We start from the raw sequence: 22,510 nt of genomic DNA, 5'->3' as shown, positions 1-22,510 counted from the left end.
CAGGCAATCGTCCGCGCGCCGCCCGTCCGGTCGTGCCGTCAGCCGCCGACGCGGAAGACGCGCGTCAGGCCGATACGCGCGCCCCACTGGTCGCGGTCGCCCTGCCGGACGATCGGGCTGTCCTCGGCGTCGTGGGTGAACTGGTCCCAGGTCACGGCGCCCTCGATGCCCCAGTTCTCGTTGAGCTTGTAGCGCATGCCGAGCTCGACGCCCGCGGACAGAAGGCCCCCCTCGGCGTCGAATTCGGTCAGGGTCGGCGATGCCGCCGCCTCGTCGGCCGAGACGCCGAAATAGGTGTCGGCATAGCCGTCCGCGCCGTAGAAGAGCCGCGGCCCGAAGGTGACCATCAGCGCCTCGGAGGGACGCACGATGATGTCGCCGCCGATCTCGCCCACGACCGCCTCGTGGCCGCCGAAGCCGCGGCGGATGTCCGCGAAGACCGACCAGTTGCGCTCGGTGTAGCCCACGCCGAAGCCGAGCTCGACCGCGGCGTCGATGTCGTCGAGGCCGTCGAGCTCGTCGTAATCGTCCGCATCGCGTTCGCCGATGTAGTTGAACGACCCGCGGAAGCCGAAGCCGCGCGAGGCCGCCCACGGGTCGGGATCGCCGAACTCGAGCCCGCCGAGGCGCGCGTAGCGCAGGCCGAAGCCCAGGTCGGGCACGACCTCGTATTCGTCCGAGCCGAAATATTCGGGCGCCGTGCCGACGCCGCCGCGGAGCGTGAAGACCAGCGCCGGTCCGGACGACTGGGTCGAGATCACGGGGAGCCCGGGCGCGGCGGCCGCACGATCGGTGCCGGCATCCTGGGCGGCGGTGATGCCGGGCAGCGCGAGGCTGGCGGCAGCGGCAAGGCAGGCGGCGCGCAGGTCCATGAGGTCGTCCTTTATGTCGCGGAAGTCTTCGTCCGGTCGAGTGTTAACCCGCGCCGGCCCCAGTTCAAGGGCGGGCCCGCCGGTGACCACGCGGGCGTGATCTTGCGGCTGCAGGGGACATGGGCCCCCGGACAGGCGAACGGCGCGCGGTGGGCTTCCCCCGCGCGCCGTCCTCGTCTCGTCCTGCCGTCCGGAAGCGGACGGAAGGGATCACTCGGCCTCGGCGCCGGCTGCGGCCTTCTCGGCCTTGGCGGCGGCGCGGTCCTGCGCGGCCTTGCCCGGCGTGCCCTTCTTCGGGTTGCTGCGTTCCTTCTTCTCGGCAAGGCCCGCATTCTCGAGGAAGCGCTGGATGCGGTCGGTGGGCTGGGCGCCCTTCGACAGCCAGAACTGCACGCGCTCGACGTTCATCTGCACGCGGCGCTCGTCGCCCTTGGGCAGGAGCGGGTTGTAGGTGCCGAGCTTCTCGAGGAAGCGGCCGTCGCGCGGCATCCGGCTGTCGGCGGCGACGATGGCGTAGTGGGGGCGCTTCTTGGAACCGCCGCGGGACAGTCTGATCTTCATGGCCATGATGGGTGTCTCCTTGATCGTGTAGGGTGCGCAGGTGCGGGGGAGGCCCGCCCTACGCCTGGTGGCGTTCGTGGTGCTTGATGACTTCCTGAATCACGAAATTCAGGAACTTCTCGGCGAAGTCCGGGTCGAGATCGGCCTGGACCGCCAATTCCTTGAGCCGCGCGATCTGCGTCGCCTCGCGGGCGGGATCGGACGGGGGCAGGGCGTGGTGCGCCTTGAGCACGCCCACTTCCTGCGTGTGCTTGAACCGTTCGGCCAGCGTGAAGACGAGGATCGCGTCGAGCCGGTCGATGGACGCGCGGTGCTGCGCGAGCAGCGTCTGCGCGCGCGCGATCGGGTCTTCGGTCGTGTCGTGCATCTGGGTCAACGGCCCGGCCTTTCACTTGGGAACGGGAAAACGGTGCAGGGGCGCGGGGTCATGCGGCGCCCTCCGCCGGCGGGTGGCGGAACACCAGCACGTCGTGGTCGCGGATCCGGGTCTCGCGCTCGAACCGCGCGCCGAGCCGCTTGGCCAGCCGCAGCGACCGCGTGTTGTCCGGCGCGACGAGGCTGATGGGCGCCGTGATGCCGAAGTGCTCGGCCGCGGCGGCCCGCGCCGCGCCCGCCGCCTCGAAGGCGTAGCCCTTGCCTTCCCACGCGGCGAAGATCGAGTAGGCAAGTTCCGGCTCGGGCCAGTCGATGTGGTGCAGGATGCCTGCGTGGCCCACGGGTTCGCCCGTGGTGCGGCGCGCCGCGACCCAGAGCCCGAAGCCGCGGATCTGCCAGTGCCCGGCCATGCTGATCAAGGCGCGCCACACCTCCTCGCGGTCGAGCGGGCCGCCCACGAAGTGCGACCGTCGGTCCGCGTAGAACAGCGCGAAGGCGTCGAGGTCGGTCAACCGCGGTGCGCGCAGGACCAGGCGATCGGTCTCGATCTCGGGAACGGTCACGGTCATCGCGCGGCCTCCGCCGGTGCCGGGTGACGCCACAGCTCTTCCTCGCCCATCATCGGGTTGTCATAGACCCGTTCGAGCGTCGCCCCGAGCCGGCGGGCCAGCGCCTGCGACCGGGTATTGCCGGGCTTGATGTTCGAGGTGAGCGCGGGCAGGCCCAGCGTGTCGTAGGCCCAGCCGCGCGCGGCCAGGGCCGCCTCGTAGGCGATGCCGCGGCCCTCGAAGCCCTCGAACACCACCCAGCCGACCTCGGGCTCGGGCCAGCCCTCGGGGTTCCAGATGCCGCAGATGCCGGCGGGCGTGCCGCTCGCGCGGTCCTCGATGGTGAAGTAGCCGTAACCGTGGATGTGCCAGTGGCCGATGTTGCACGCCCACCAGCGCCACGAATCCGCGCGGCTGTAGACGGGCCCGAAGCCGAGGCAGCGGGTCTCGTCGGCGTGGAACGCCGCGAAGGCGTCGAACTCGACGAGCGACGGCCCCCGCAGGACCAGCCGTTCGGTCTGGAGCGTCGGCGCGGCGGTGAGGGCGGGGGACGTCATCGCGCGCTCCCGTCCCCGGGTGCGACGACGCAGGCCGAGAGACCCCGCAGGGCGGGGCAGGCGTGCCGAAGGCGCGCGGGATATGCGGCGGGCCGGATCACCTACTTCTTCTTTCCGAATCCCGAGAGGCCCGGCGGCAGCGCGCCGCCACCCATGCCGCCGCCCAGTCCGCCGGGCATCGAGCCGCCCATGGCCTTTGCCGCCGCCTCGAGCTGCTTGGGGTCCATCTGCGAGGGATCCATGCCCGGAGGCATCCCCCCCTTGCCGAACATGCCGCGCATCGCCTGCTTGAGCGCGCCACCTTTGCCCATCTTGCCCATCTTCTTCATCATGTCGGCCATCTGCCGCTGCATCTTGAGAAGCTTGTTGAGCTCGGACACCTCCATGCCGGCGCCTGCCGCGATGCGCTTCTTCCGGCTGGCCTGCAGGATCTGCGGGTTGGCGCGTTCCTTCTTCGTCATGGAATTGATCAGCGCGACCTGCTGGCGCAGCATCCGGTCGTCGATGCCCGAGCCCTCCATCTGCTTCTGCATCTTGGCGGCGCCGGGCATCATGGCGAGCATGCCTTCCATGCCGCCCATCTTCATCATCTGCTCGAGCTGCATCTTGAGGTCGTTCATGTTGAACTGACCCTTCTGGAAGCGCTTCATCATGCGCTCGGCCTGCTCCTGCTCGAGCGTGGCCTGCGCCTTTTCCACCAGCGCGACGATGTCGCCCATCCCGAGGATGCGGCCGGCGACGCGCTCGGGCTCGAAGGTCTCGAGCGCGTCCATCTTCTCGCCGAGGCCGACGAAGCGGATGGGCTTGCCGGTGATCGCGCGCATCGACAGCGCCGCACCGCCGCGGCCGTCGCCGTCCATGCGGGTCAGCACCACGCCCGAGACGCCGATCTTGTCGTCGAACTCGGTCGCGACGTTCACAGCGTCCTGCCCGGTCAGGCCGTCGACCACGAGCAGGGTCTCGCGCGGGTTGACGGCGTCACGCACCGCGGCCGCCTGCGCGATCAGTTCCTGGTCGATGTGCAGCCGGCCGGCGGTGTCGAGCATGTAGACGTCGTAGCCGCCGAGGCTCGCCTGCGTCTTCGCGCGCCGCGCGATGGCGACGGGGTCCTCGCCCTTGACGATGGGCAGGGTGTCGACGCCGATCTGGGTGCCGAGGATCTGCAGCTGCTCCATGGCCGCGGGGCGGTTGACGTCGAGCGACGCCATCAGGACCTTCTTCTTCTCTCGGTCCTTCAGCCGCTTGGCGAGCTTGGCGGTGGTCGTGGTCTTGCCCGAACCCTGCAGGCCGACCATCAGGATCGGCGCGGGCGCGTTGTCGATGCGCAGCGACCCGGGGTCGCCCTCGCCCGCCAGCACGCCGATCAGCTCGTCGTGCACGATCTTCACGACCTGCTGGCCGGGCGTGACGGATTTCGTCACCGCCTGGCCGGTCGCCTTCTTCTCCACCGCCTTGACGAAATCGCGGGCCACGGGCAGCGACACGTCCGCCTCGAGAAGCGCCACGCGCACCTCGCGCAGCGCCGTGCGCACGTCGTCCTCGGAAAGCGCCCCCTGCTTGGTCAGCCGGTCGAAGACGCCGCCAAGGCGTTCTGAGAGAGATTCGAACATTGCTGCGGCCTCCTCGTGCCGGTCTCTCGGATCCTGTCCCCAAGGTAGGGGCGCGCGTCTTCGGTCACAAACGGTCCGCGCCTCGGGCGCGGGGGCGGAACGGACCAAACGACGAGCGCCCCCGTGGGCGCAACGCGCTGACGGGGGGCGATCCCGGGCATGGCCCAAGGGACCGGAAGCGGTTCACTTCCGGGACATGCGGCGCGCGATAGACCGGGAGGAGGCGGGAGTCAAGCGCGGCCGGGGACGGCCCGCCCGCGGATCGCGGACGGGCCGGGCGTCGATCGGCCGCGATCAGGCGGCCAGGCTGTCGACCTGCGCCTCGGCGTCCTTCAGCGTCGCCTCGGCGTCGATCATCAGGCGGTCGGCGCTGACGAAGGTCACGTCGGTGATGCCGATGAAGGCCAGCATGTGACGCACGTAGCCGGTGGCGAAGTCGATGTCCGACCCGACCTCGGTGCCGCCGGAGGCGACCGCGACGATGGCGCGCTTGTCCTTCAGCAGGCCCTCGGGGCCGGCCTCGGTGTAGCGGAAGGTGACGCCGGCGCGGGCGACGAGGTCGATCCATGCCTTGAACGTCGCGGGCACGCCGAAATTGTAGATCGGCAGGCCGATTACCAGCGTGTCCACCGCCTCGATCTCGGCGATCAGTTCGTCGGACAGGGCCAGCGCGGCGCGCTGCTCGTCGGTGCGCTGGTCGGCGGGCGTGAAGTTCGCGCCGATCCAGGTCTCGTCGATCAGCGGCAGCGGGTCCGCGAGGTCGCGCCGCGTGACCGAGGCCGGCGCGAACCGGTCGAGGATGCGGTCGACGAGGCGCCGGGAGATGGAGCCGTCGCGGCGGGCGGAGGCGTCGATGCGGAGAACGTTCTGTGCCATGTGTCTTTTCCTCTCGGGGTCTAGCAATGGGGCGGAGCCGGACCTGCCGGCGACGACCAGAACATGGCCCTTGCAAATTCACACTCAATCACGACAAATCCACAGAAAGCGTGTTCAGATGCACAACGGACCGAACGGGAGCCGCCGCGTGGAGAACTGGGACGAGATCCGCACCGCCTATCACGTGGCCCGGCTCGGGACCGTGTCGGGCGCGGCAGAGGCGCTGGGCGTGCATCATGCCACCGTCATCCGCCACATCGACGCGCTCGAGCAGCGGCTGGGCGTCAAGCTGTTCCAGCGCCATCCGCGCGGCTATACCTCGACCGAGGCGGGGGAGGACCTGCTGCGCGTGGCCGACACCACCGCCGACCAGTTCCGCCAGCTCGAGAGCCGCATCCGCGGCCGCGGGTCGGAAGTGTCGGGCGAGCTCATCGTCACCTCGCTGATCTCCTTCGCGCCACTCATGGTGCCGGCGCTCGCCACCTTCCGCGAGGCCTATCCCGAGGTGCGGGTGCGCTACCTGACCGACGACCGCGTCTTCCGACTGGAATACGGCGAGGCGCACGTGGCGCTGCGCGCGGGCTCGGTGCCGCAGGAGCCCGACAACGTGGTGCGCCGCTTCGCAAGCGAGCCGATCGGTCTTTACGCCTCTGCCAGCTACATCAAGCGGCACGGCAAGCCGGCCAGCACGACCGAGTTCGCCGGCCACAGCTTCGTCGGGCCCGAGGATCTCGACAGCCGCGCGCCGTTCTTCCGCTGGTTGCGCCGGCACGTGGAGCCCGACCAGATCGTATTCCGCAGCACCGACACCCGCGTGCTCGAACAGGCGGTGCTGACCGGCGTGGGGATCGGTTTCTACCTCCGGCGCGAGGCGGCGCGCCATACGAGCCTCGTCGAGGTGCAGCCGCCCGAGCCCGAATGGGAGACGCCGCTCTGGCTCGTGACCCACGTGGACCTGCACCGCACCGCAAAGGTCCAGGCCTTCCTGCAGCATCTCAAGGATTTCGCGGCCCGGACGCAGGACGTCTGAGGCGTCAGTCGTCGGAGCCGGTCTGGCCGAGCTCGCCCACGAGGAAGCGCTCGAAGGCATCGAGGTGCACCGGCTCGAACTGGCCGAAGCCCTGCATCCAGACGCTGGCCGCCCGCAGCGCGTCGGGCTCGAGCTGGCACCACTTCACGCGCCCGCGCTTGTCCTGCGTGATCAGCCCGGCCTGCGCGAGGATCGCGAGGTGCTTCGAGATCGCCGCGAGCGACATGTCGAAGGGTTCTGCCACGTCGGTCACGGCCATGTCGTCCTCGAGCAGCATGGACAGGATTCGCCGGCGCGTGGGGTCGGCCAGCGCGCCGAACACGAGGTCGAGATCGGCGGTCATCTGCGGGCCTCCGCCACGCGGCGCGCACGGGACTTGCGTTCCCGAGCGAAATCCTGCTTATTTTTGTTGCGAATTTCGCACACGCAGCAATTTCCTCCGATCTGCGCCGGGCGCACCAGTCGCCTCCGACGTTTGCACTGTTATCGTGAGGAGCGACAAAGTAGTGTCTCACACGGCGGTCGAATCAACCGAACCCGGACCAAAGTCAAAAGGATTGAACCCATGACGCTTATCAAGGGCATTCTGGCGGCCACCGCTGCCTTTGCAACGCTTTCCGCGCCCGCGATCGCGCAGGAAGCTGGCCAGTGCGGTGTCTATGTCTTCTTCAACAGCGGCCAGCGCACCCTTGGTGCCGACGCTTCCGCGATCCTCGCGGAATACGCACGTTCGAACCCGGGCGCACAGATCAGCGTGACCGGCTATGCTGACGCACCGGGCAGCGCCACGACCAACCAGGCGGTGTCGCTCGAGCGTGCACAGGCCGTCGCGGCAGCGCTCGGTGGCACCAACGTGGTCTCCGTGACCGGCGCCGGCGAAGCCGTCCGCCCGGGCACCTCGGGCCCGAACGATCCGGCCAACCGCCGCGTCGAGGCGCTGAAGCAGGGCTGCACCGGCCCGGTGACCGCCATGGACAACACCGGCCTGATCGCCGCGGCCGGCATCGGCGCGCTGGCGCTCGGCGCCGCGCTTGCAGGTGACGACGACGACGACAACGACGGCACCGGCACCACCACGACGACCTCGTCGACCACGAACTGATCCCGGTCGCATCGTCGAAGACAATCCGAAGGGGCGCGCCTTGGTCGCGCCCCTTTTTTCATGCCCTGGCGGCCACGCCATGTTCAACGAGGAGGTTGAATGTGCGGAGCGGCTGCAGCGCCGCGCCATGGTCGCCGCCCTGCCGGGTTCTCCCGATAAATATGAAATGATATCAGCGCTTTGCGTTCCGGCCGTGCGCGCTTGACTCCGGCGCCGGTGCCGCATAGCACACCTGCAACACTCCGACTGGGACGCAGCCGTGACGGACCCCGACCAGAAGACCCGGCTGGCCGCCCTCGAAGCGCGGATCGCCGCGGCGAAGGCGGCCAAGGCTCCTCCGAAGGCGCACCAGGAGGAACATTACAGTCAGGCGCAGCTTGCCTGGCGCATGGTGATCGAGCTGGTGGCCGGACTGGGCATCGGCTTCGGGATCGGCTTCGGGCTGGACACGCTGTTCGGCACGCTGCCTTTCCTGATGGTGATCTTCACCTTGCTGGGCTTCGTGGCCGGCGTGCAGACGATGGTGCGCAGCGCGAACGAGCTCCAGCGGAAACGCATCGCCGAGGCCGACGCGGCCGCGGCAGGGAACAACGCGGACACGTCCGACGGGGCGATGTCCGGGCAGGACGAGGACGAGGGTCATGGCGACGGAAACGCACGGAGCTGAGGCGGCGGGCCACGGAGAGGGCGGCGGTCTCGTCTTCCATCCGATGGACCAGTTCATCGTGAAGCCGCTCTTCGGCGACGGCGCCGTGGGCATCTTCACCGTCACCAACGTCACGCTGTGGCTGGCGCTCGCGGTGCTCTGCGTGATCGCGCTGATGGTGCTCGGCACCTCGCGCCGCGGCATCGTGCCGAACCGCATGCAGTCCGTGGCCGAGCTCGCCTACGGCTTCGTCTACAAGATGGTCGAGGACGTCGCCGGCAAGGACGGTGTGAAGTACTTCCCCTACATCATGACGCTGTTCATGTTCATCGTCTTCGCGAACTTCCTCGGGCTGCTGCCGATGGCGTTCACCACCACCTCGCACTTCGCGGTGACGGTGGTGCTGGCGCTCGCCGTGTTCATCGCGGTCACCGTGCTGGGCTTCCTCAAGCATGGCGCGAAATTCCTCGAGCTTTTCTGGGTGTCGAGCGCGCCGCTCGCGCTGCGGCCCGTCCTCGCGCTGATCGAGGTCATCTCGTACTTCGTGCGCCCGGTCAGCCACTCCATCCGTCTTGCGGGCAACCTCATGGCAGGCCACGCGGTGATCAAGGTCTTCGCGGGCTTCGCGGCCATCGCCGCGGTGTCGCCGATCTCGGTCCTCGCCATCACCGCGATGTACGGTCTCGAGATCCTCGTGGCCTTCATCCAGGCCTACGTCTTCACCATCCTGACCTGCGTCTACCTCAAGGACGCGCTTCATCCGCATCACTGATCCCTGCGGGGCATCCGCCTCGCTGGACGGCGCGCCCGCGCCGGAACGACCACGAACGCCAACTTCCAATTCGTAAGGAGACATCATCATGGAAGGCGAACTCGCACATATCGGCGCCGGCCTCGCAGGTCTTGGCTGCGGCCTCGCAGCTCTCGGCGTCGGCAACGTTGCCGCGAACTACCTCTCGGGTGCCCTGCGCAACCCCTCGGCGGCCGCATCGCAGACCGCGACGCTCTTCATCGGCATCGCGTTCGCCGAAGCACTGGGCATCTTCTCGTTCCTGGTCGCGCTCCTGCTGATGTTCGCCGTCTGATCGGCGCACGTCTGTTATCCTTGCGTGCGGGCGGTGCCGGACTCCCGGCCCGCCCGTTCATCGACACATGAGGTTTGACCGGAGGACGCCATGGCGGAAGAACCGATAGCCCAGGAACTGGCCAGCGCGTGCATCGGGCCGGACGGCTCTGCCATCGGCATGCCGCAGCTCTGCGGCGAATGGGTGGGCAACCAGGTCTTCTGGCTGATCCTCACGCTGGTGGCCATCTACTTCGTGCTGAGCCGGGTGGCGTTGCCGCGCATCGCGGCGATCCTCGCCGAGCGGCAGGGCACGATCAGCAACGACCTGGCCAAGGCCGAGGATCTGAAGCGGCAGGCCGAGGAGGCCGAGAAGGCCTACGAGAAGGCGCTCGTCGATGCCCGCGCCGAGGCGCAGCGCATCGCCGAGGAAACCCGCGCGGAGATCCGCGACGAGGTGGCCAAGGCCCAGGAGGACGCGGACCGGCAGATCGCCGCGAAGACCGCCGAATCCGAACAGCAGATCGCAGCGATCCGGGCGTCCGCGCTCGAGAACGTGGAAGCGGTCGCCAAGGATACGGCCGAGGCGTTCATGGGCGCGCTCGGGCTCGGTGCGGACCGGGCGGAACTCGACGGTGCCGTCGACCAGCGGCTGAAGGGGTGAGAACCATGCGGACACTTGCAGCCCTTGCCCTGACCCTTGCGGCGGCATCGCCCGCCGCGGCGGCGACGGGGCCGTTCTTCTCGCTGAACAACACGGACTTCATCGTCCTGCTGGCGTTCATCCTGTTCATCGCCGTGCTGATGTACTTCAACGTGCCGTCGATGATCGCCAAGATGCTCGACCAGCGCGCAGACGGCATCCAGAAGGACCTAGACGAGGCCCGGGCGCTGCGCGAGGAGGCCCAGAGCCTCCTGGCGTCCTACGAGCGCCGCAGCCGCGAGGTGCAGGCGCAGGCCGACCGCATCGTGGCGCAGGCCCGCGACGATGCACGGTCCAATGCCGAACAGGCGAAGGCCGATCTCGAGCGGTCGATCGAGCGCCGGCTGGCCGCCGCCGAGGACCAGATCGCCTCGGCCGAGGCCGCCGCCGTCAAGGAAGTGCGCGACCGTGCCATCGCCGTGGCGATCGCCGCCGCGCGCGACGTGGCGAGCCGCCGCATCGGCGCCGAGAAGCAGTCGGAACTGGTGGATTCGTCGATCGACGTCGTCGGGCAGCGCCTGAACTGACGACCGCCTGCGGGCACCGCGAACAGGAAACGGCGCGTCCCCCGGGGCGCGCCGTTTTCCGTTGCGCGGGGCGTGTCAGCTCTCGCCGGCCTCGGAGCTGAGCGCGTCGAGCCGCACGAGCAGGTCGCGCACGGCCGCGTCGAGCCAGGTCCGCGCGCCGTCCACCGCCTCGACATAGGCCGCGAGCGGCGGCTCCGCCGCAGGCACCGCCGCGGCAATGCGCGGCGCGTAGGCGTAGAGCGCGATCAGCGCCGCGCCGAGCACGAGGACGGTCAGGAACCCGCGGCCGAACCCGCCCTCGTCCGTGTCCTCGGGGGCGCTCATGCGGCCCTGCGGGGTCTCCATCGGCCGGCGCGTGTCGGTGGCGCGCAGCGTCTGGTTGATCTCGTCGATGTCGGGCAGGAGGTCGCGCCGCGGCGCGTTCGACGCCGACGCGGGCTCGTCCGGATCGGGACGCGGCGCGGGGTCAGGTTGCGGCGACGGTTCGGGACGCGGATCCGGCTCGGGCTGGCGCTGCGCCGCGGGCGGCTCTGCCGGGTCGGTGTCGCCGGTGTCGAAGTCGCGCCCGAGGCCCACGGCGCCGGTCGCTGCGGCCGCGGCTGCGGCGCGCGTGCGGGCATCGGCCGGAGCGGGCTCGCCCCGCATCTTCGCCATGCGCTCGCGGGATTCCCGGGCGCGGCGGGCGGTGTCGTCCTCGTGCCAGTTGTCGAGACCCAGGTCGGGCTGGCTCTCGATCCCGCCGGCATCGACCGCGCGGTGGCGTGCCTCGTATTCGGCTTCCTGCCGCAGAAGCTCCGCGACCTCGGGATCGAGGCTGCGCCGCGCGGCCGGGCGCCGCTGCGGACCAGGGGCGCCGACGGGGGCGGGCAACGTGTCCTCGCCCTCGTCCTCGTCCTCATCGTCCCGAGACGCGTCGTCCCGATCGTCGTCATCGTCAGGCCGGGTCTCCGGTGCGTCGTCCGCGACGGGCGGCGGAGGCGCGTCGGGTTCCTCCGCAACCGGCTCGGCCACGGGATCGGCGGCGATCTCCTCCGGACCGGAGGCGGGATCGGCCGCGTCCGGGGCATCGTCGGGATGCGCCTGGAACCACACGGTGCCGCAATTCGAACATTGCACGTCGCGCCCGCCCGCGGGGATCACCGCGGTGGGAACCTCGTACTGTGCGTCGCAATTGGGGCAGATCAGCCGCATCGTCCCGTCCCGTCTCCCGCCTCGTGCCGGCGCGTTCCGCGCCCCCACGTCCGGGGCGCGGCGTCGCCTGTCCTTCGGGGGAATCTATGTTGCCGCCGGATCACGCGAAAGCCCATTCGGACGGCGGTGCGCGCATTGAAACCGGTGCGAGGCTCGGGCACAACAGGGCGACCCGTCCCGGCGGCCTCCTGCGTGCCGTCCCTCCCAGCCCGGAATTTCTCGTGATCGCGTTCGATAATGTGGCCTATTCCTACGGCGGTGGAGAGCTCCTGACCGGCATCACGCTGGCGCTGGCACCGGGCTCGTTCCACTTCCTCACGGGTCCCTCGGGCGCGGGCAAGACCACCTTCCTCAAGCTGTGCTATGCCGCGCTGCGCCCCACCGGCGGAGAGGTGCGGCTCTTCGACCGCAGCGTCTTCGCGCTCGACCGCGACGGGGTGGCGGCGGCCCGGCGGCGCATCGGCGTGGTGCACCAGGACTGCCAGTTCCTCGACCACCTGAGCGTGGCGGACAACGTCGCGCTGCCGCTGACGGTCGCGGGGCTCGACGGGCAAGCGGCGCGGCGGGACCTGGCCGAGCTTCTGGCCTGGGTCGGGCTGACCCACCGTGCCGAGGCGCGGCCGCCCGAACTGTCGGGCGGCGAGCGGCAGCGCGCCGCGCTCGCCCGCGCGGTCATCGTGTCGCCCGACGCGATCCTCGCCGACGAGCCCACCGGCAACGTCGACTGGGAGATGTCGCAGCGCCTGCTGACCCTGCTGCTGGAGCTCAACCGCATGGGCAAGGCGGTGATGATCGCGACCCACGACCTGGCGCTGATCCGGTCGGCCAAGTCGCAGGTGCAGGCGCGCGTCCTGCGGATCTCGAACCGCCGCGTGCAGCTTGCCGGGGCCGACCTGTGAAGGGGCTCGCCCGGCAGCTCGCCGCGCTGGCCCGGGGCGACGCGGCCGCGGACCGCGTGGTGCCGCCCGCGGGGTTCACCGTGCGGCTCACGCTCTTCGCCGCCGCCGCAATGGCGTTCCTCGCGGTCTTCGCGCTGGCGCTGTCGCTGGCCGCCGGCCGCCTCGCCGACCGGTGGGGAGAGGAGCTTGCCCGCGGCGCGACGCTGCGCATCCAGGCCGCGCCCGAGGAGATGGACCGCCAGGTTGCCGCGGCGCTGCGCGTGCTCGAGACGACGCCGGGCGTCAGCGGCGCGCGTGCCCTCGACGATGCCGAACAGCGCGCGCTGCTCGAGCCGTGGCTCGGGCCGGACATCCCGGTCGACCGCCTGCCGATCCCGCGGCTCGTCACCTTCTCGGAAACCGGGGACGGCTACGACGCGGCCGGGCTGCGCCTGCGCCTTTCGGCCGAGGTGCCGGGGGCGGTGCTCGACGACCATGCCCGCTGGCGGGCCCCGCTCGTCGCGGCAGCCGGCGGGCTCCGGCTCTTCGGCTGGATGGCGCTCCTGCTGATCTTCGGCGCGATGGCCGCCATGGTCACGCTCGCCGCCAACGCGGCCCTCGCGGCCAATGCGCAGGTCATCGCGGTCCTGCGGCTGATCGGTGCCACCGACGCCTACATCGCGGGCGCCTTCGTGCGCCGCTTCACGGCGCGGGCGCTCGCCGGTGCCGCCGCCGGGACCGGCGCGGGCGTTCTCGCCGTGGCGCTCCTGCCGGGGACGGGCGACGCGGCCGGCGTGCTGACGGGTCTGGGGTTCGCCGGGTGGCACTGGCTCGTGCCGCTCCTCGTGCCGCCGCTCGCCGCGGCGACCGCGCTTCTTGCCACCCGCGCCGCCGCGCGCCGCGTCCTGAGGGATCTCGCATGACTGGCCCCGTCTCCGCCCTGCAATGGCTGCGATCGCTCATCTTCGTGGTGCAGGGCTCCGTCGCCATGGTACTCTGGGGCATCGTGCTCCTGCCGGGAGCGCTGGTGTCGCGGCGGGTCGCGCGCTTCGCCTGCAGGTCCTATGCGTACTACGCCATGTGGACCGCGCGCTGGATGGTCGGCATCCGCACCGAGATCCGCGGCACGCCCCCGACGGACGAGGTGCTGGTCGCGGCCAAGCACCAGTCCTTTCTCGACATCATGATGATCTTCGCGGTCCTGCCGCAGGCAAAGTTCATCATGAAGCGCGAGCTGCTCTGGACGCCGGCCATCGGCCAGTACGCCTGGCGCATCGGCTGCGTGCCCGTGGACCGCGGCAAGCGCGGGCAGGCGATCCGCAAGATGGTGGCCGACGTGGAGAAGGGCCGGGCCTATCCGGGCCAGCTGGTGATCTACCCGCAGGGCACGCGCGTCGCGCCGCATGCCCGCGTCCCCTACAAGGTGGGCACCGCGGTCCTGTTCCGCGAGCTCGGGCAGGATTGCGTGCCCGTCGCCACCAATGTCGGCCTCTTCTGGCCGCGGAGCGGGATCCTCAAGCGGCCGGGTCTCGGCGTGGTGGAATTCCTGCCGCGCATCCCCGCCGACACCCCGCCCGAAACCTTTCTGGCCCGCGTCGAGACCGAGATCGAGCGCGCCACGGACCGGCTCTTGACGGAGGCTGAACATGCGCAGGATCGATGACATCGCAACGCTCGAGGGGCTCTACGGCGCCCCGGTGCCCGCGTCCCTGAGCAAGGTGGCGCGCCGGATCGGCCCCGAACACGGACGCTGGATCGCCGCCTCGCGGTTCTGCGTGCTGTCGACGGTCGGTCCCGGCGGTACCGACGGCTCGCCGCGGGGCGACGACGGCCCGGTGGCCGAGGTGGCGGACCCGCGCACGGTGCTGATCCCCGACTGGTCGGGCAACAACCGGCTCGACAGCTTGCGCAACATCGTGGCGGACGGGCGCGTGTCGCTCATGTTCATGGTGTCGGGGTCGACCGCGGTCGTGCGGGTGAACGGCCGCGCCTTCCTCACCGACGACGCGGACCTGCGCGCGCGCTTCGACCGGAACGGCCGGCTGCCGGCCACGGTGATCGTGGTCGAGGTGGGCGAGGTCTACGTGCAATGCGCCAAGGCGGTGCTGCGTTCCGGCATCTGGGGCCGCGACGACAGCGCGGACCTGCCAAGCCCCGGAAGCCTGATCCGCGAGGCCGCGGACGGCGCCTTCGACGCCGAGGATTACGACCGGGACTACGCCGAGCGCGCGCGCCCGCGGATGTGGTAGGCGCGCGCGGGCCGGACCCCGCGCGCGCCGTCCGTCACATGTGGATCGGGCCGTCGCCGCAGGCGAGCGCCGCCTCGCGCACCGCTTCGGAATAGGTCGGGTGGGCGTGGCAGGTGAGCGCCACGTCCTCGGCCGCCGCGCCGAATTCCATCGCCACGCAGAGCTCGTGGATCAGGTCGCCCGCCATGGGGCCGATGATGTGCGCGCCGAGGATGCGGTCGGTCTCCTTGTCGGCGAGGATCTTGACGAAGCCGTCGGCGGCGAAGTTCGCCTTGGCCCGGCCGTTGCCCATGAAGGAGAACTTGCCGACCTTGTAGGCGCGGCCCGCCTCCTTGAGCTCCTCCTCGGTCTGGCCGACGGCGGCGACCTCGGGATGGGTGTAGATGACCGACGGGATCACGCCGTAGTTCACGTGGCCGGCCCGCCCGGCGATGGTCTCGGCCGCCGCCATGCCCTCGTCCTCGGCCTTGTGGGCGAGCATCGGTCCCTCGGTCGCGTCGCCGATGGCGTAGACGCCCTCGACGGAGGTGCGGAAGTGGCCGTCGGTCTTGACGAAGCCGCGCTCGGTCACCTCGACGCCCAGCTCCTTGAGCCCGAGCCCGTCGGTGAAGGGCCGTCGCCCGGTCGCGACGAGAACCGCGTCGGCATCGAGCGTCGCCGTGCTGTCGTCCTTGCGGAGCGTGTAGGACACGGTCGCCTTGCCGTTCTTCACCTCGACGCCCGAGACCGCGGCGCCGAGCACGAATTTCAGCCCCTGCTTGCCGAGGATCTTCTGGAACTGCTTCTGCACCTCGCCGTCCATGGTGGGCGTGACCGTGTCGAGGAACTCGACCACCGTCACCTCGGCGCCCAGCCGCGCGTAGACCGAGCCCATCTCGAGCCCGATGACGCCGGCGCCGATCACCACCATCTTCTTCGGGATCTTGGCGAGCTCGAGCGCGCCGGTGGAGGAGACCACGACCTTCTCGTCGATCTCGACGCCCTTGAGCTGCGCCACCTCGGAACCGGTGGCGACGATGATGTTCCCGGCCTCGTGGACCTCGTCGCCGACCTTGACCTTGCCCTTTTCCGGGATCGAGCCCCAGCCCTTGAGCCAGTCGATCTTGTTCTTCTTGAACAGGAACTCGATGCCCTTGGTGTTGGTCTCGATGGTCTCGGCCTTGTAGGTCAGCATCTGCTTCCAGTCGACCGTGGGCGCCTTGCCCTTGAGGCCCATCTTGGCGAAGTTGTGCTCCGCCTCGTGCAGCTGGTGCGTGGCGTGCAGGAGCGCCTTCGAGGGGATGCAGCCGACGTTGAGGCAGGTGCCGCCCAGCGTCTCGCGTCCCTCGACGCAGGCGACCTTCAGCCCCAGTTGCGCGGCGCGGATCGCGGCGACGTAGCCGCCGGGGCCCGAGCCGATCACGATGACGTCGTAGCTTGCCATGGGAGGGGTCCTTTCCTTGTGGTTGACGGGGGAGGGGCGCTGCCCCTCTTGGCCTGACGGCCAATTCACCCCGGGATATTTCCGCCAAGAAGAAGCATCAGAAGAGGGCGGAGAGAAGCAGGATCACGGTGGCGAGGAACCCGAGCGCCCAGATCAGCGAGCGCCAGGGCCTGAGGCCGAGCCAGTAGGCGGGGACGTAGAGCAGCCGCGCGGCGAGGTAGGTCCAGGCGGCGAGCGCGCTGATCGCGCTGCCCTTGTCGGCGAAGGTCACCAGGAAGACCGCGATCGAGAAGAGGATGAGCCCCTCGAAATGGTTGCCGAGCGCGCGCTGCAGCCGCGCGGTGCCCTCGGAGAGCGGGCGCGAGGGCGGCCGGTCCCGCGCCGACATGGTGTAGCCGGGGCCGAGCTCGCGGTTCGCGGGCACGGCGAAGAGCACGTACTGCACCACCTGCAGGAGGGTGGCGAGCGCGAGCGCGGTCAGTTCGGGGGTCATGCGGCCTCCAGTGCGCGGGCGATGCGGACGGCGCGGTCCTCGAAGGGCAGGCCGCGCGCGGACGGATGGATCGTGGGCACGTGCGCGACGCCGGCTGCCCGCAGCACCCGCTGCGCGTCGGTGCCCGCGGCGACCGGGCGGCGCCCCATGAGCTCGAAGCCGGTGACCGCCTCGAACGAGGCGCGGGCATCCGCCAGGGGCAGCCGGTGCGAGCGCACCGGCGGCAGGAGGCAGAAGACCGGCGCCACGTAGATGTCGGCGCGGGTGAGCCCGGCGAGCGCCAGCGCGCGGTCGAGCACCCGGTTGAACGGCGTCTCGGGCAGGTAGCCCGCGAGCGCGAGCCGGCGGCGGTGCGCCCGCGCGGACGGCGCGTCGAGCCAGTCCTTCGACAGGATCATCGGCCCGTAGAGGTTGCCCGAGCTCATCTGGATCGGGGACACGTAGTCGCCGTCGAAGCCCGCCTCGGCCAGCGTCTCGTAACCCGGCAGGGCGAAGGCGCGGCGCCGCGCCACCGCGTCGCGGTAGGCGCGGGCGCGCGAGCAGGGCGCCTGCCGGGCGAGGCTCACGCCGCCTCGCCGTAATCGTAGTCGACCTCGGCGAACCGGTCGGCGGGGAAGGTGAAGAACAGCGTCATGTCGTCGTCGGCAGCGAAGCCGTGACGCGTGCCCGCCGGGATGAAGAGCGTGTCGCCGGTCTTGATCGCGATCTCGCGGTCGCCCAGCACCGCGTGGCCGGTGCCCTCGACCACGTGCACGGTCTCGGTCACGCCGTGGCGGTGGCGCGTCTCCGCGTGCCCGCCGTCGAGGTAGAACATGCCCTGCGTCACGCCCGAGGAGGGGCCGTGGTCGGCGTCGACCATCAGCCGGTAGCGCAGGCCGCCGCGCGTCGCCTCCTCCATCACCTTCACCTCGGGGGTCTCGTAGGGAATGTGGATCGGTTGGGTCATCGCGTGTCTCCTTTCGCGGGACCGCAGGCGCGGTCCCTCCCCGAAAGGTGTGTCGCGGAGCCCCGGATGCCAAGTCCGGGGTGCGGCGCGGTCCGCGCGGGGTCGGGTCGTCCTGCCAATCGGGGCGCTCCGTGCCGGGGCCGGGAACGGGGCGCCCGCGCAGGCGCGCGCCCCTGACCGCTTCAGAGATCCATGAGCAGGCGGCGCGGATCCTCGAGCGCCTCCTTCACGCGGACGAGGAAGGTGACCGCGCCCTTGCCGTCGACGATGCGGTGATCGTAGCTGAGGGCCAGGTACATCATCGGCCGCGCCTCGATCCGGCCATCCACGACCATGGGCCGCTGCTGGATCTTGTGCATGCCGAGGATGCCCGATTGCGGCGGGTTGAGGATCGGCGAGGACATGAGCGAGCCGTAGACGCCGCCGTTCGAGATGGTGAACGTGCCGCCCTGCATCTCGGCCATGGAGAGCTTGCCGTCGCGGGCGCGCTTGCCCTTCTCGGCGATGGCCTTCTCGATCCCGGCGAAGGACAGCGAATCCGCGTCGCGGATCACCGGCACCACGAGGCCCGTGGGCGTGCCCGTGGCGATGCCCATGTGCACGAAGTTCTTGTAGACGATGTCGGTGCCGTCGATCTCGGCATTGACCTCGGGCACTTCCTTCAGCGCGTGGCAGCAGGCCTTGGTGAAGAAGGACATGAAGCCGAGCCGCACGCCGTGCTTCTTCTCGAAGAGGTCCTTGTACTCGTTCCGGAGCGCCATGACCTCGGTCATGTCCACCTCGTTGTAGGTGGTGAGCATGGCCGCGGTGTTCTGCGCGTCCTTGAGGCGGCGCGCGATGGTCTGGCGCAGGCGGGTCATCTTGACCCGCTCCTCGCGGCCGGCATCCTCGGCGGCCACCGGGGCGCGCGGCGCCTTCGACGCCTCGGCCTCGGCGCGCGGCGCGGAGGCGGCGGCGAGCGCGCGGCCCACGTCCTCCTTCATCACCCGGCCGTCGCGGCCCGAGCCCTGCACGTCGTCGCGGTTGAGGCCCTTCTCAGCCATGGCCTTCTTGGCGGAGGGCGCGTCCTCGACATCCGACCGGCCTGGCCCGCCGTTGCCGGCCTCGGGCTGGGCGTATTGCGAGCCCTTGCCCTCGGCCGGGGGCTCGTCCGCCTCGGGCTTCGAGGGCTGGGCGCCGCCGCCCTCGCCGCCCGCGATCACCGCGAGCTGGGCGTCGGCCTGAACTGTCGTGCCCTCGGGCGCGATGATCTTGGAAAGCGTGCCGGCTGCGGGCGCGGGCACCTCGACCGACACCTTGTCGGTCTCGAGCTCGCAGAGCGTCTCGTCCTGCGCGACGCTGTCGCCTTCCTTCTTGAACCAGGTGGCGACGGTCGCCTCGGACACCGATTCCCCGAGGGTCGGCACCATCACCTTGGTCTCGCCGCCGCCGTCCGACGTCGACGGCTTGGACGTGGGCGCCGCATCACCCGCGGCGCGGGCCGTGCCGGCGGGTTCCGAGGCGCGTGCGCCGCGGTCGGCATCCTTGTCCTCGTCGGGCGCGGCCGAGGCGCCCTCCGAGATGTTGGCGAGGAGCGCGTCGACGCCCACGGTCTCGCCCTCGCCCGCGACGATGTCCGACAGGGTGCCCGCGACGGGGGAGGGGACCTCCACCGTCACCTTGTCGGTCTCGAGCTCGCACAGCATCTCGTCCACGGCGACGCTGTCGCCGGGCTTCTTGAACCAGGTCGCCACCGTGGCTTCGGTCACGGACTCGCCCAGGGTGGGCACGCGCACTTCGGTCATGGGGTCACTTTCCTTCGATCGTCAGCGCTTCGTCGACGAGCGCCGCTTGCTGGGCTTTGTGCGTGGAGGCCAGGCCCGTGGCGGGCGAGGCCGACGTGGCGCGGCCCACATAGCGGGGCCGGGAATGCTTGGCGTCGATCCGGCCGAGCACCCATTCGATGTTGGGCTCGATGAAGGTCCAGGCGCCCTGGTTCTTGGGCTCCTCCTGGCACCAGATCACCTCGGCCTGCTTGAAGCGCTCGAGTTCCTTCACCAGCGACACCGCCGGGAACGGGTAGAACTGTTCGAGCCGGAGCAGGTAGACGTCGTCGAGCCCGCGGGCGTCGCGCTCCTCGAGGAGGTCGTAGTAGACCTTGCCCGAGCAGATCACCACGCGCCGGATCTCGCTGTCGGGCTTCAGCTTGAATTCCCAGTCCTTGTGGTCCGCCTCGTCCCAGAGCACGCGGTGGAAGGACGACCCGTCGAGGAACATCTCGGCCCCCGACACGCAGAGCTTGTGCCGCAGCAGCGATTTCGGCGTCATCAGCATCAGCGGCTTGCGGAACGAGCGGTGCAGCTGCCGGCGCAGGATGTGGAAGTAGTTGGCCGGGGTCGAGCAGTTCGCCACGATCCAGTTGTCCTGCCCGCAGAGCTGCAGCCAGCGCTCGAGACGCGCCGAGGAATGCTCGGGGCCCTGGCCCTCGTAGCCGTGCGGCATCAGGCAGACGAGGCCCGACATGCGCAGCCACTTCGATTCGCCCGACGAGATGAACTGGTCGAACATGATCTGCGCACCGTTGGCGAAGTCGCCGAACTGCGCCTCCCACAGCACGAGGGCGTTGGGCTCGGCCAGGCTGTAGCCGTATTCGAAGCCCAGCACCGCGTATTCCGACAGCGCGGAATCGATCGCCTCGTACCGCGCCTGCCCGTCGCGGATGTGGTTCAGCGGGTAGTACCGGTCCTCGGTGTCCTGGTCGACGAGCGCCGAATGCCGCTGGCTGAAGGTGCCGCGCGTCGAATCCTGTCCGGCGAGCCGGACCGGGTAGCCCTCGAGCAGCAGCGAGCCGAAGGCCATCGCCTCGGCCGTGGCCCAGTCGAAGCCCTTGCCGCTGTCGAACATCTCCTTGCGGCTGTCGAGCAGGCGGTTGACGGTGCGGTGCAGCGAGAAGCCGTCCGGCACGCGGGTCAGCGCGGTGCCGATGTCGTCGAGGGTCTTCTGCTTGATCGAGGTCTTGCCGCGCTGGTAGCGGCCCTGCTTCTGGCGGTCGAGATGCGACCAGCGCCCGTCGAGCCAGTCGGCCTTGTTGGGCTTGTAGTTCTTGCCGGCCTCGAACTCCTCGTTGAGCTGGGACTGGAAGGCGGCCTTCATGTCCTCGATCTCGCCCTCGGGGATCAGGCCGTCCTTCACCAGCCGCTCGGTGTAGAGCGTGAGGGTCGTCTTGTGGCCCTTGATCTGCTTGTACATCAGCGGGTTCGTGAACATGGGCTCGTCGCCCTCGTTGTGCCCGAACCGCCGGTAGCAGAAGATGTCGATGACCACGTCCTTGCCGAACTTCTGGCGGAACTCGGTGGCGACCTTGGCCGCGTGCACCACCGCCTCGGGGTCGTCGCCGTTCACGTGGAAGATCGGCGCCTCGACCACCAGCGCGTTGTCGGTGGGGTAGGGCGAGGAGCGCGAGAAGTGCGGCGCGGTGGTGAAGCCGATCTGGTTGTTCACCACGATGTGGATGGTGCCGCCGGTGCGGTGGCCGCGCAGGCCCGAGAGCGCGAAGCATTCCGCCACCACGCCCTGGCCCGCGAAGGCCGCGTCGCCGTGCAGGAGGATCGGCAGCACCTTGGTGCGCGTCTCGTCCTTGATCTGGTCCTGCTTGGCGCGGACCTTGCCCAGCACCACCGGGTTCACCGCCTCGAGATGCGAGGGGTTCGCGGTCAGCGACAGGTGCACGTTGTTGCCGTCGAACTCGCGGTCGTGGCTGGCGCCGAGGTGGTACTTCACGTCGCCCGATCCATCGACGTCCTCGGGCTTGAAGCTGCCGCCCTGGAACTCGTTGAAGATCGCGCGGTAGGGCTTGCCCATCACGTTCGCCAGCACGCTGAGCCGGCCGCGGTGCGGCATGCCGATCACGATGTCCGAGACGCCCAGCGCGCCGCCGCGCTTGATGATCTGCTCCATCGCCGGGATCAGGCTCTCGCCGCCGTCGAGACCGAAGCGCTTGGTGCCGGTGTACTTCACGTGCAGGAACTTCTCGAAGCCCTCGGCCTGCACCATCTTGTTGAGGATAGCCTTGCGGCCCTCGCGGGTGAACTTCACCTCCTTGCCGTAGCCCTCGATCCGCTCCTTGAGCCAGGCGGACTGCTCGGGGTCGGAGATGTGCATGTACTGGAGCGCGAACGTACCGCAATAGGTGCGCTTCACGATGGCGAGGATCTCGCGCAGCGACGCGATCTCGAGGCCGAGCACGTTGTCGATGAAGATCGGCCGGTCCATGTCGGCATCGGTGAAGCCGTAGGACTTGGCGTCGAGCTCGGGATGCTCCTCCTCGACATTGCGCATGCCGAGGGGATCGAGCTGCGCCGCGAGATGGCCGCGGATGCGGTAGGCGCGGATGATCATCAGCGCCCGGATCGAATCGAGCACCGCGCGCTGGACCTGGTCGTCGGTGACCTTGACGTCCATCGCCTCGGCCTTCTCGGCGATCTTGCGGCCCGCGCCCTTCGCCTCGGCAGGCACCATGGGCATCGGCCACTCGCCGGTCAGCGCGGCCGTCAGGTCATCGTTCGGAGCCGGTGGCCAGTCGCTGCGGGCCCAGGACGGGCCCGCAGCCTCCTTCTTGACCGACACGCCGTCATCTCCGAGCCCCTCGAAGAACGCGCGCCACGCCTCGTCGACGGCCCCGGGATCGTTCGCATAGCGCGCGTACATCTGTTCGAGGTAGTCCGCGTTCGCGCCCTGCATGAACGAGGAGGCGCGGAAGAGGTCGTTCGGAGATTGGTCGGTCATGTCTCTGGTCTCCTGATGCACCCGGTGCCGGGCATGGACGCGCCCCGGACCGCCGTCCGGGGCCTCCGGTATCCTGTGGGCCCGCGCCGGTCGCGG

At 70.1% G+C, this 22,510-nt stretch carries 26 protein-coding genes; 11 read left to right on the top strand and 15 right to left on the bottom strand.

The annotated features are described in order from the left end of the window. Nucleotides 1-38: 38 nt before the first annotated feature. The 7 genes from RISW2_RS05775 to RISW2_RS05745 all read right to left on the bottom strand — a co-directional run bounded on the left by RISW2_RS05775 (nucleotide 39) and on the right by RISW2_RS05745 (nucleotide 5,399). Entirely contained in the window at nucleotides 39-872 is an 834-nt protein-coding gene (locus RISW2_RS05775) for a MipA/OmpV family protein (protein ID WP_043767802.1), read from the bottom strand. Nucleotides 873-1,082: 210 nt separating this feature from the next. Continuing rightward, complete coding sequence (rpsP, locus tag RISW2_RS05770) at nucleotides 1,083-1,439, bottom strand: 30S ribosomal protein S16 (RefSeq protein ID WP_043767799.1); 357 nt, start codon at nucleotides 1,437-1,439, stop codon at nucleotides 1,083-1,085. A gap of 52 nt (nucleotides 1,440-1,491) precedes the next feature. After that, nucleotides 1,492-1,800 (bottom strand): chorismate mutase, encoded by a 309-nt coding sequence (locus RISW2_RS05765; RefSeq protein WP_156943786.1) that lies wholly within the window; start codon nucleotides 1,798-1,800, stop codon nucleotides 1,492-1,494. A gap of 58 nt (nucleotides 1,801-1,858) precedes the next feature. Next, the gene (locus RISW2_RS05760; RefSeq protein ID WP_043767956.1) at nucleotides 1,859-2,377 is read right to left on the bottom strand and encodes a GNAT family N-acetyltransferase; all 519 of its coding nucleotides are present in this window, start codon (nucleotides 2,375-2,377) and stop codon (nucleotides 1,859-1,861) included. Further along, a complete protein-coding gene (locus tag RISW2_RS05755) occupies nucleotides 2,374-2,913 on the bottom strand; it encodes a GNAT family N-acetyltransferase (protein WP_043767795.1) in 540 nt (179 codons plus the stop codon). The genes RISW2_RS05760 and RISW2_RS05755 overlap by 4 nt, the downstream gene beginning before the upstream one ends. A 101-nt stretch (nucleotides 2,914-3,014) precedes the next feature. Beyond that, nucleotides 3,015-4,523 (bottom strand): signal recognition particle protein, encoded by a 1,509-nt coding sequence (gene ffh / locus RISW2_RS05750; RefSeq protein WP_043767793.1) that lies wholly within the window; start codon nucleotides 4,521-4,523, stop codon nucleotides 3,015-3,017. 294 nt (nucleotides 4,524-4,817) lie between these two features. Then, the gene (locus tag RISW2_RS05745; RefSeq protein WP_043767790.1) at nucleotides 4,818-5,399 is read right to left on the bottom strand and encodes an FMN-dependent NADH-azoreductase; all 582 of its coding nucleotides are present in this window, start codon (nucleotides 5,397-5,399) and stop codon (nucleotides 4,818-4,820) included. 148 nt (nucleotides 5,400-5,547) lie between these two features. On the opposite strand from RISW2_RS05745, the gene RISW2_RS05740 reads away from it, so the two are divergent. Then, on the top strand, nucleotides 5,548-6,429 hold the full coding sequence (locus RISW2_RS05740; RefSeq protein ID WP_043767787.1) for a LysR family transcriptional regulator: 882 nt from the start codon (nucleotides 5,548-5,550) through the stop codon (nucleotides 6,427-6,429). A 4-nt stretch (nucleotides 6,430-6,433) separates the two neighbouring features. Here the strand turns inward: RISW2_RS05740 and RISW2_RS05735 are convergent, their stop codons facing one another. Continuing rightward, nucleotides 6,434-6,772, bottom strand: a complete 339-nt coding sequence (locus RISW2_RS05735; RefSeq protein ID WP_043767784.1) for an ArsR/SmtB family transcription factor — start codon at nucleotides 6,770-6,772, stop codon at nucleotides 6,434-6,436. Between the two features lie 222 nt (nucleotides 6,773-6,994). Here RISW2_RS05735 and RISW2_RS05730 point away from each other — a divergent pair, with 222 nt between their 5' ends. The 6 genes from RISW2_RS05730 (at nucleotide 6,995) to RISW2_RS05705 (ending at nucleotide 10,470) form a co-directional block, all read left to right on the top strand. Further along, entirely contained in the window at nucleotides 6,995-7,531 is a 537-nt protein-coding gene (locus tag RISW2_RS05730) for an OmpA family protein (protein WP_043767781.1), read from the top strand. A 259-nt stretch (nucleotides 7,532-7,790) separates the two neighbouring features. Further along, on the top strand, nucleotides 7,791-8,198 hold the full coding sequence (locus RISW2_RS05725; RefSeq protein WP_043767780.1) for an AtpZ/AtpI family protein: 408 nt from the start codon (nucleotides 7,791-7,793) through the stop codon (nucleotides 8,196-8,198). Then, nucleotides 8,173-8,949 (top strand): F0F1 ATP synthase subunit A, encoded by a 777-nt coding sequence (locus RISW2_RS05720; protein WP_043767777.1) that lies wholly within the window; start codon nucleotides 8,173-8,175, stop codon nucleotides 8,947-8,949. The genes RISW2_RS05725 and RISW2_RS05720 overlap by 26 nt, the downstream gene beginning before the upstream one ends. A gap of 88 nt (nucleotides 8,950-9,037) precedes the next feature. Continuing rightward, on the top strand, nucleotides 9,038-9,262 hold the full coding sequence (locus tag RISW2_RS05715) for a F0F1 ATP synthase subunit C (RefSeq protein WP_043767776.1): 225 nt from the start codon (nucleotides 9,038-9,040) through the stop codon (nucleotides 9,260-9,262). A gap of 90 nt (nucleotides 9,263-9,352) precedes the next feature. Next, nucleotides 9,353-9,904: a F0F1 ATP synthase subunit B' gene (locus tag RISW2_RS05710; RefSeq protein WP_043767773.1), complete on the top strand. Its 552-nt coding sequence runs from the start codon at nucleotides 9,353-9,355 to the stop codon at nucleotides 9,902-9,904. A 5-nt stretch (nucleotides 9,905-9,909) separates the two neighbouring features. Next, on the top strand, nucleotides 9,910-10,470 hold the full coding sequence (locus RISW2_RS05705) for a F0F1 ATP synthase subunit B (protein ID WP_043767771.1): 561 nt from the start codon (nucleotides 9,910-9,912) through the stop codon (nucleotides 10,468-10,470). A 75-nt stretch (nucleotides 10,471-10,545) separates the two neighbouring features. Here RISW2_RS05705 and RISW2_RS24490 read toward each other — a convergent pair whose 3' ends face one another. Then, complete coding sequence (locus tag RISW2_RS24490) at nucleotides 10,546-11,661, bottom strand: zinc-ribbon domain-containing protein (RefSeq protein ID WP_043767767.1); 1,116 nt, start codon at nucleotides 11,659-11,661, stop codon at nucleotides 10,546-10,548. Nucleotides 11,662-11,882: 221 nt separating this feature from the next. Here RISW2_RS24490 and RISW2_RS05695 point away from each other — a divergent pair, with 221 nt between their 5' ends. The 4 genes from RISW2_RS05695 to RISW2_RS05680 are packed head-to-tail and all read left to right on the top strand — an operon-like array spanning nucleotide 11,883 to nucleotide 14,788. Further along, nucleotides 11,883-12,560: a cell division ATP-binding protein FtsE gene (locus RISW2_RS05695; protein ID WP_043767764.1), complete on the top strand. Its 678-nt coding sequence runs from the start codon at nucleotides 11,883-11,885 to the stop codon at nucleotides 12,558-12,560. Further along, the gene (locus RISW2_RS05690; protein ID WP_043767762.1) at nucleotides 12,557-13,462 is read left to right on the top strand and encodes a cell division protein FtsX; all 906 of its coding nucleotides are present in this window, start codon (nucleotides 12,557-12,559) and stop codon (nucleotides 13,460-13,462) included. Before RISW2_RS05695 ends, RISW2_RS05690 begins: the two co-directional genes overlap by 4 nt. Then, nucleotides 13,459-14,202 carry a lysophospholipid acyltransferase family protein gene (locus RISW2_RS05685; protein ID WP_043767759.1) on the top strand — a complete coding sequence of 248 codons (744 nt, stop codon included), beginning with the start codon at nucleotides 13,459-13,461 and terminating at the stop codon, nucleotides 14,200-14,202. Before RISW2_RS05690 ends, RISW2_RS05685 begins: the two co-directional genes overlap by 4 nt. Next, nucleotides 14,186-14,788 (top strand): MSMEG_1061 family FMN-dependent PPOX-type flavoprotein, encoded by a 603-nt coding sequence (locus RISW2_RS05680; protein ID WP_043767757.1) that lies wholly within the window; start codon nucleotides 14,186-14,188, stop codon nucleotides 14,786-14,788. Before RISW2_RS05685 ends, RISW2_RS05680 begins: the two co-directional genes overlap by 17 nt. Before the next feature lie 34 nt (nucleotides 14,789-14,822). On the opposite strand, the gene lpdA is transcribed toward RISW2_RS05680, so the two are convergent. From lpdA to RISW2_RS05650, 6 genes are all read right to left on the bottom strand, one after another. Next, nucleotides 14,823-16,211 (bottom strand): dihydrolipoyl dehydrogenase, encoded by a 1,389-nt coding sequence (lpdA, locus tag RISW2_RS05675; RefSeq protein ID WP_043767754.1) that lies wholly within the window; start codon nucleotides 16,209-16,211, stop codon nucleotides 14,823-14,825. Between the two features lie 97 nt (nucleotides 16,212-16,308). Continuing rightward, entirely contained in the window at nucleotides 16,309-16,704 is a 396-nt protein-coding gene (locus tag RISW2_RS05670; protein ID WP_043767752.1) for an MAPEG family protein, read from the bottom strand. Further along, the gene (locus RISW2_RS05665; protein WP_051491820.1) at nucleotides 16,701-17,270 is read right to left on the bottom strand and encodes a uracil-DNA glycosylase family protein; all 570 of its coding nucleotides are present in this window, start codon (nucleotides 17,268-17,270) and stop codon (nucleotides 16,701-16,703) included. The genes RISW2_RS05670 and RISW2_RS05665 overlap by 4 nt, the downstream gene beginning before the upstream one ends. Beyond that, the gene (locus tag RISW2_RS05660) at nucleotides 17,267-17,650 is read right to left on the bottom strand and encodes a cupin domain-containing protein (RefSeq protein ID WP_043767748.1); all 384 of its coding nucleotides are present in this window, start codon (nucleotides 17,648-17,650) and stop codon (nucleotides 17,267-17,269) included. Before RISW2_RS05660 ends, RISW2_RS05665 begins: the two co-directional genes overlap by 4 nt. Nucleotides 17,651-17,832: 182 nt before the next feature. Next, nucleotides 17,833-19,434 carry a 2-oxoglutarate dehydrogenase complex dihydrolipoyllysine-residue succinyltransferase gene (gene odhB / locus RISW2_RS05655; protein WP_043767745.1) on the bottom strand — a complete coding sequence of 534 codons (1,602 nt, stop codon included), beginning with the start codon at nucleotides 19,432-19,434 and terminating at the stop codon, nucleotides 17,833-17,835. Nucleotides 19,435-19,438: 4 nt separating this feature from the next. Next, a complete protein-coding gene (locus RISW2_RS05650; RefSeq protein ID WP_043767742.1) occupies nucleotides 19,439-22,414 on the bottom strand; it encodes a 2-oxoglutarate dehydrogenase E1 component in 2,976 nt (991 codons plus the stop codon). Nucleotides 22,415-22,510: the final 96 nt, after the last annotated feature.

Origin of the sequence: Roseivivax isoporae LMG 25204 (genome assembly GCF_000521865.1) — a bacterium.
GTDB lineage: Bacteria > Pseudomonadota > Alphaproteobacteria > Rhodobacterales > Rhodobacteraceae > Roseivivax > Roseivivax isoporae.
Note: the sequence above shows the minus strand (reverse complement) of the source record. Positions and strands in the feature narration are given on the sequence as shown.

What these genes read in the sequence shown, in the direction of transcription:
- RISW2_RS05735 (WP_043767784.1), bottom strand. Translation starts at nt 6,772, where the DNA reads ATGACCGCCGATCTCGACCTCGTGTTCGGCGCGCTGGCCGACCCCACG.
- RISW2_RS05760 (WP_043767956.1), bottom strand. Translation starts at nt 2,377, where the DNA reads ATGACCGTGACCGTTCCCGAGATCGAGACCGATCGCCTGGTCCTGCGC.
- RISW2_RS05720 (WP_043767777.1), top strand. Translation starts at nt 8,173, where the DNA reads ATGGCGACGGAAACGCACGGAGCTGAGGCGGCGGGCCACGGAGAGGGC.
- RISW2_RS05730 (WP_043767781.1), top strand. Translation starts at nt 6,995, where the DNA reads ATGACGCTTATCAAGGGCATTCTGGCGGCCACCGCTGCCTTTGCAACG.
- lpdA (WP_043767754.1), bottom strand. Translation starts at nt 16,211, where the DNA reads ATGGCAAGCTACGACGTCATCGTGATCGGCTCGGGCCCCGGCGGCTAC.
- RISW2_RS05775 (WP_043767802.1), bottom strand. Translation starts at nt 872, where the DNA reads ATGGACCTGCGCGCCGCCTGCCTTGCCGCTGCCGCCAGCCTCGCGCTG.
- ffh (WP_043767793.1), bottom strand. Translation starts at nt 4,523, where the DNA reads ATGTTCGAATCTCTCTCAGAACGCCTTGGCGGCGTCTTCGACCGGCTG.
- RISW2_RS05715 (WP_043767776.1), top strand. Translation starts at nt 9,038, where the DNA reads ATGGAAGGCGAACTCGCACATATCGGCGCCGGCCTCGCAGGTCTTGGC.
- RISW2_RS05765 (WP_156943786.1), bottom strand. Translation starts at nt 1,800, where the DNA reads ATGCACGACACGACCGAAGACCCGATCGCGCGCGCGCAGACGCTGCTC.
- RISW2_RS05755 (WP_043767795.1), bottom strand. Translation starts at nt 2,913, where the DNA reads ATGACGTCCCCCGCCCTCACCGCCGCGCCGACGCTCCAGACCGAACGG.
- rpsP (WP_043767799.1), bottom strand. Translation starts at nt 1,439, where the DNA reads ATGGCCATGAAGATCAGACTGTCCCGCGGCGGTTCCAAGAAGCGCCCC.
- RISW2_RS05685 (WP_043767759.1), top strand. Translation starts at nt 13,459, where the DNA reads ATGACTGGCCCCGTCTCCGCCCTGCAATGGCTGCGATCGCTCATCTTC.
- RISW2_RS05710 (WP_043767773.1), top strand. Translation starts at nt 9,353, where the DNA reads ATGGCGGAAGAACCGATAGCCCAGGAACTGGCCAGCGCGTGCATCGGG.
- odhB (WP_043767745.1), bottom strand. Translation starts at nt 19,434, where the DNA reads ATGACCGAAGTGCGCGTGCCCACCCTGGGCGAGTCCGTGACCGAAGCC.
- RISW2_RS05705 (WP_043767771.1), top strand. Translation starts at nt 9,910, where the DNA reads ATGCGGACACTTGCAGCCCTTGCCCTGACCCTTGCGGCGGCATCGCCC.
- RISW2_RS05660 (WP_043767748.1), bottom strand. Translation starts at nt 17,650, where the DNA reads ATGACCCAACCGATCCACATTCCCTACGAGACCCCCGAGGTGAAGGTG.
- RISW2_RS05680 (WP_043767757.1), top strand. Translation starts at nt 14,186, where the DNA reads ATGCGCAGGATCGATGACATCGCAACGCTCGAGGGGCTCTACGGCGCC.
- RISW2_RS05670 (WP_043767752.1), bottom strand. Translation starts at nt 16,704, where the DNA reads ATGACCCCCGAACTGACCGCGCTCGCGCTCGCCACCCTCCTGCAGGTG.
- RISW2_RS05650 (WP_043767742.1), bottom strand. Translation starts at nt 22,414, where the DNA reads ATGACCGACCAATCTCCGAACGACCTCTTCCGCGCCTCCTCGTTCATG.
- RISW2_RS05745 (WP_043767790.1), bottom strand. Translation starts at nt 5,399, where the DNA reads ATGGCACAGAACGTTCTCCGCATCGACGCCTCCGCCCGCCGCGACGGC.
- RISW2_RS24490 (WP_043767767.1), bottom strand. Translation starts at nt 11,661, where the DNA reads ATGCGGCTGATCTGCCCCAATTGCGACGCACAGTACGAGGTTCCCACC.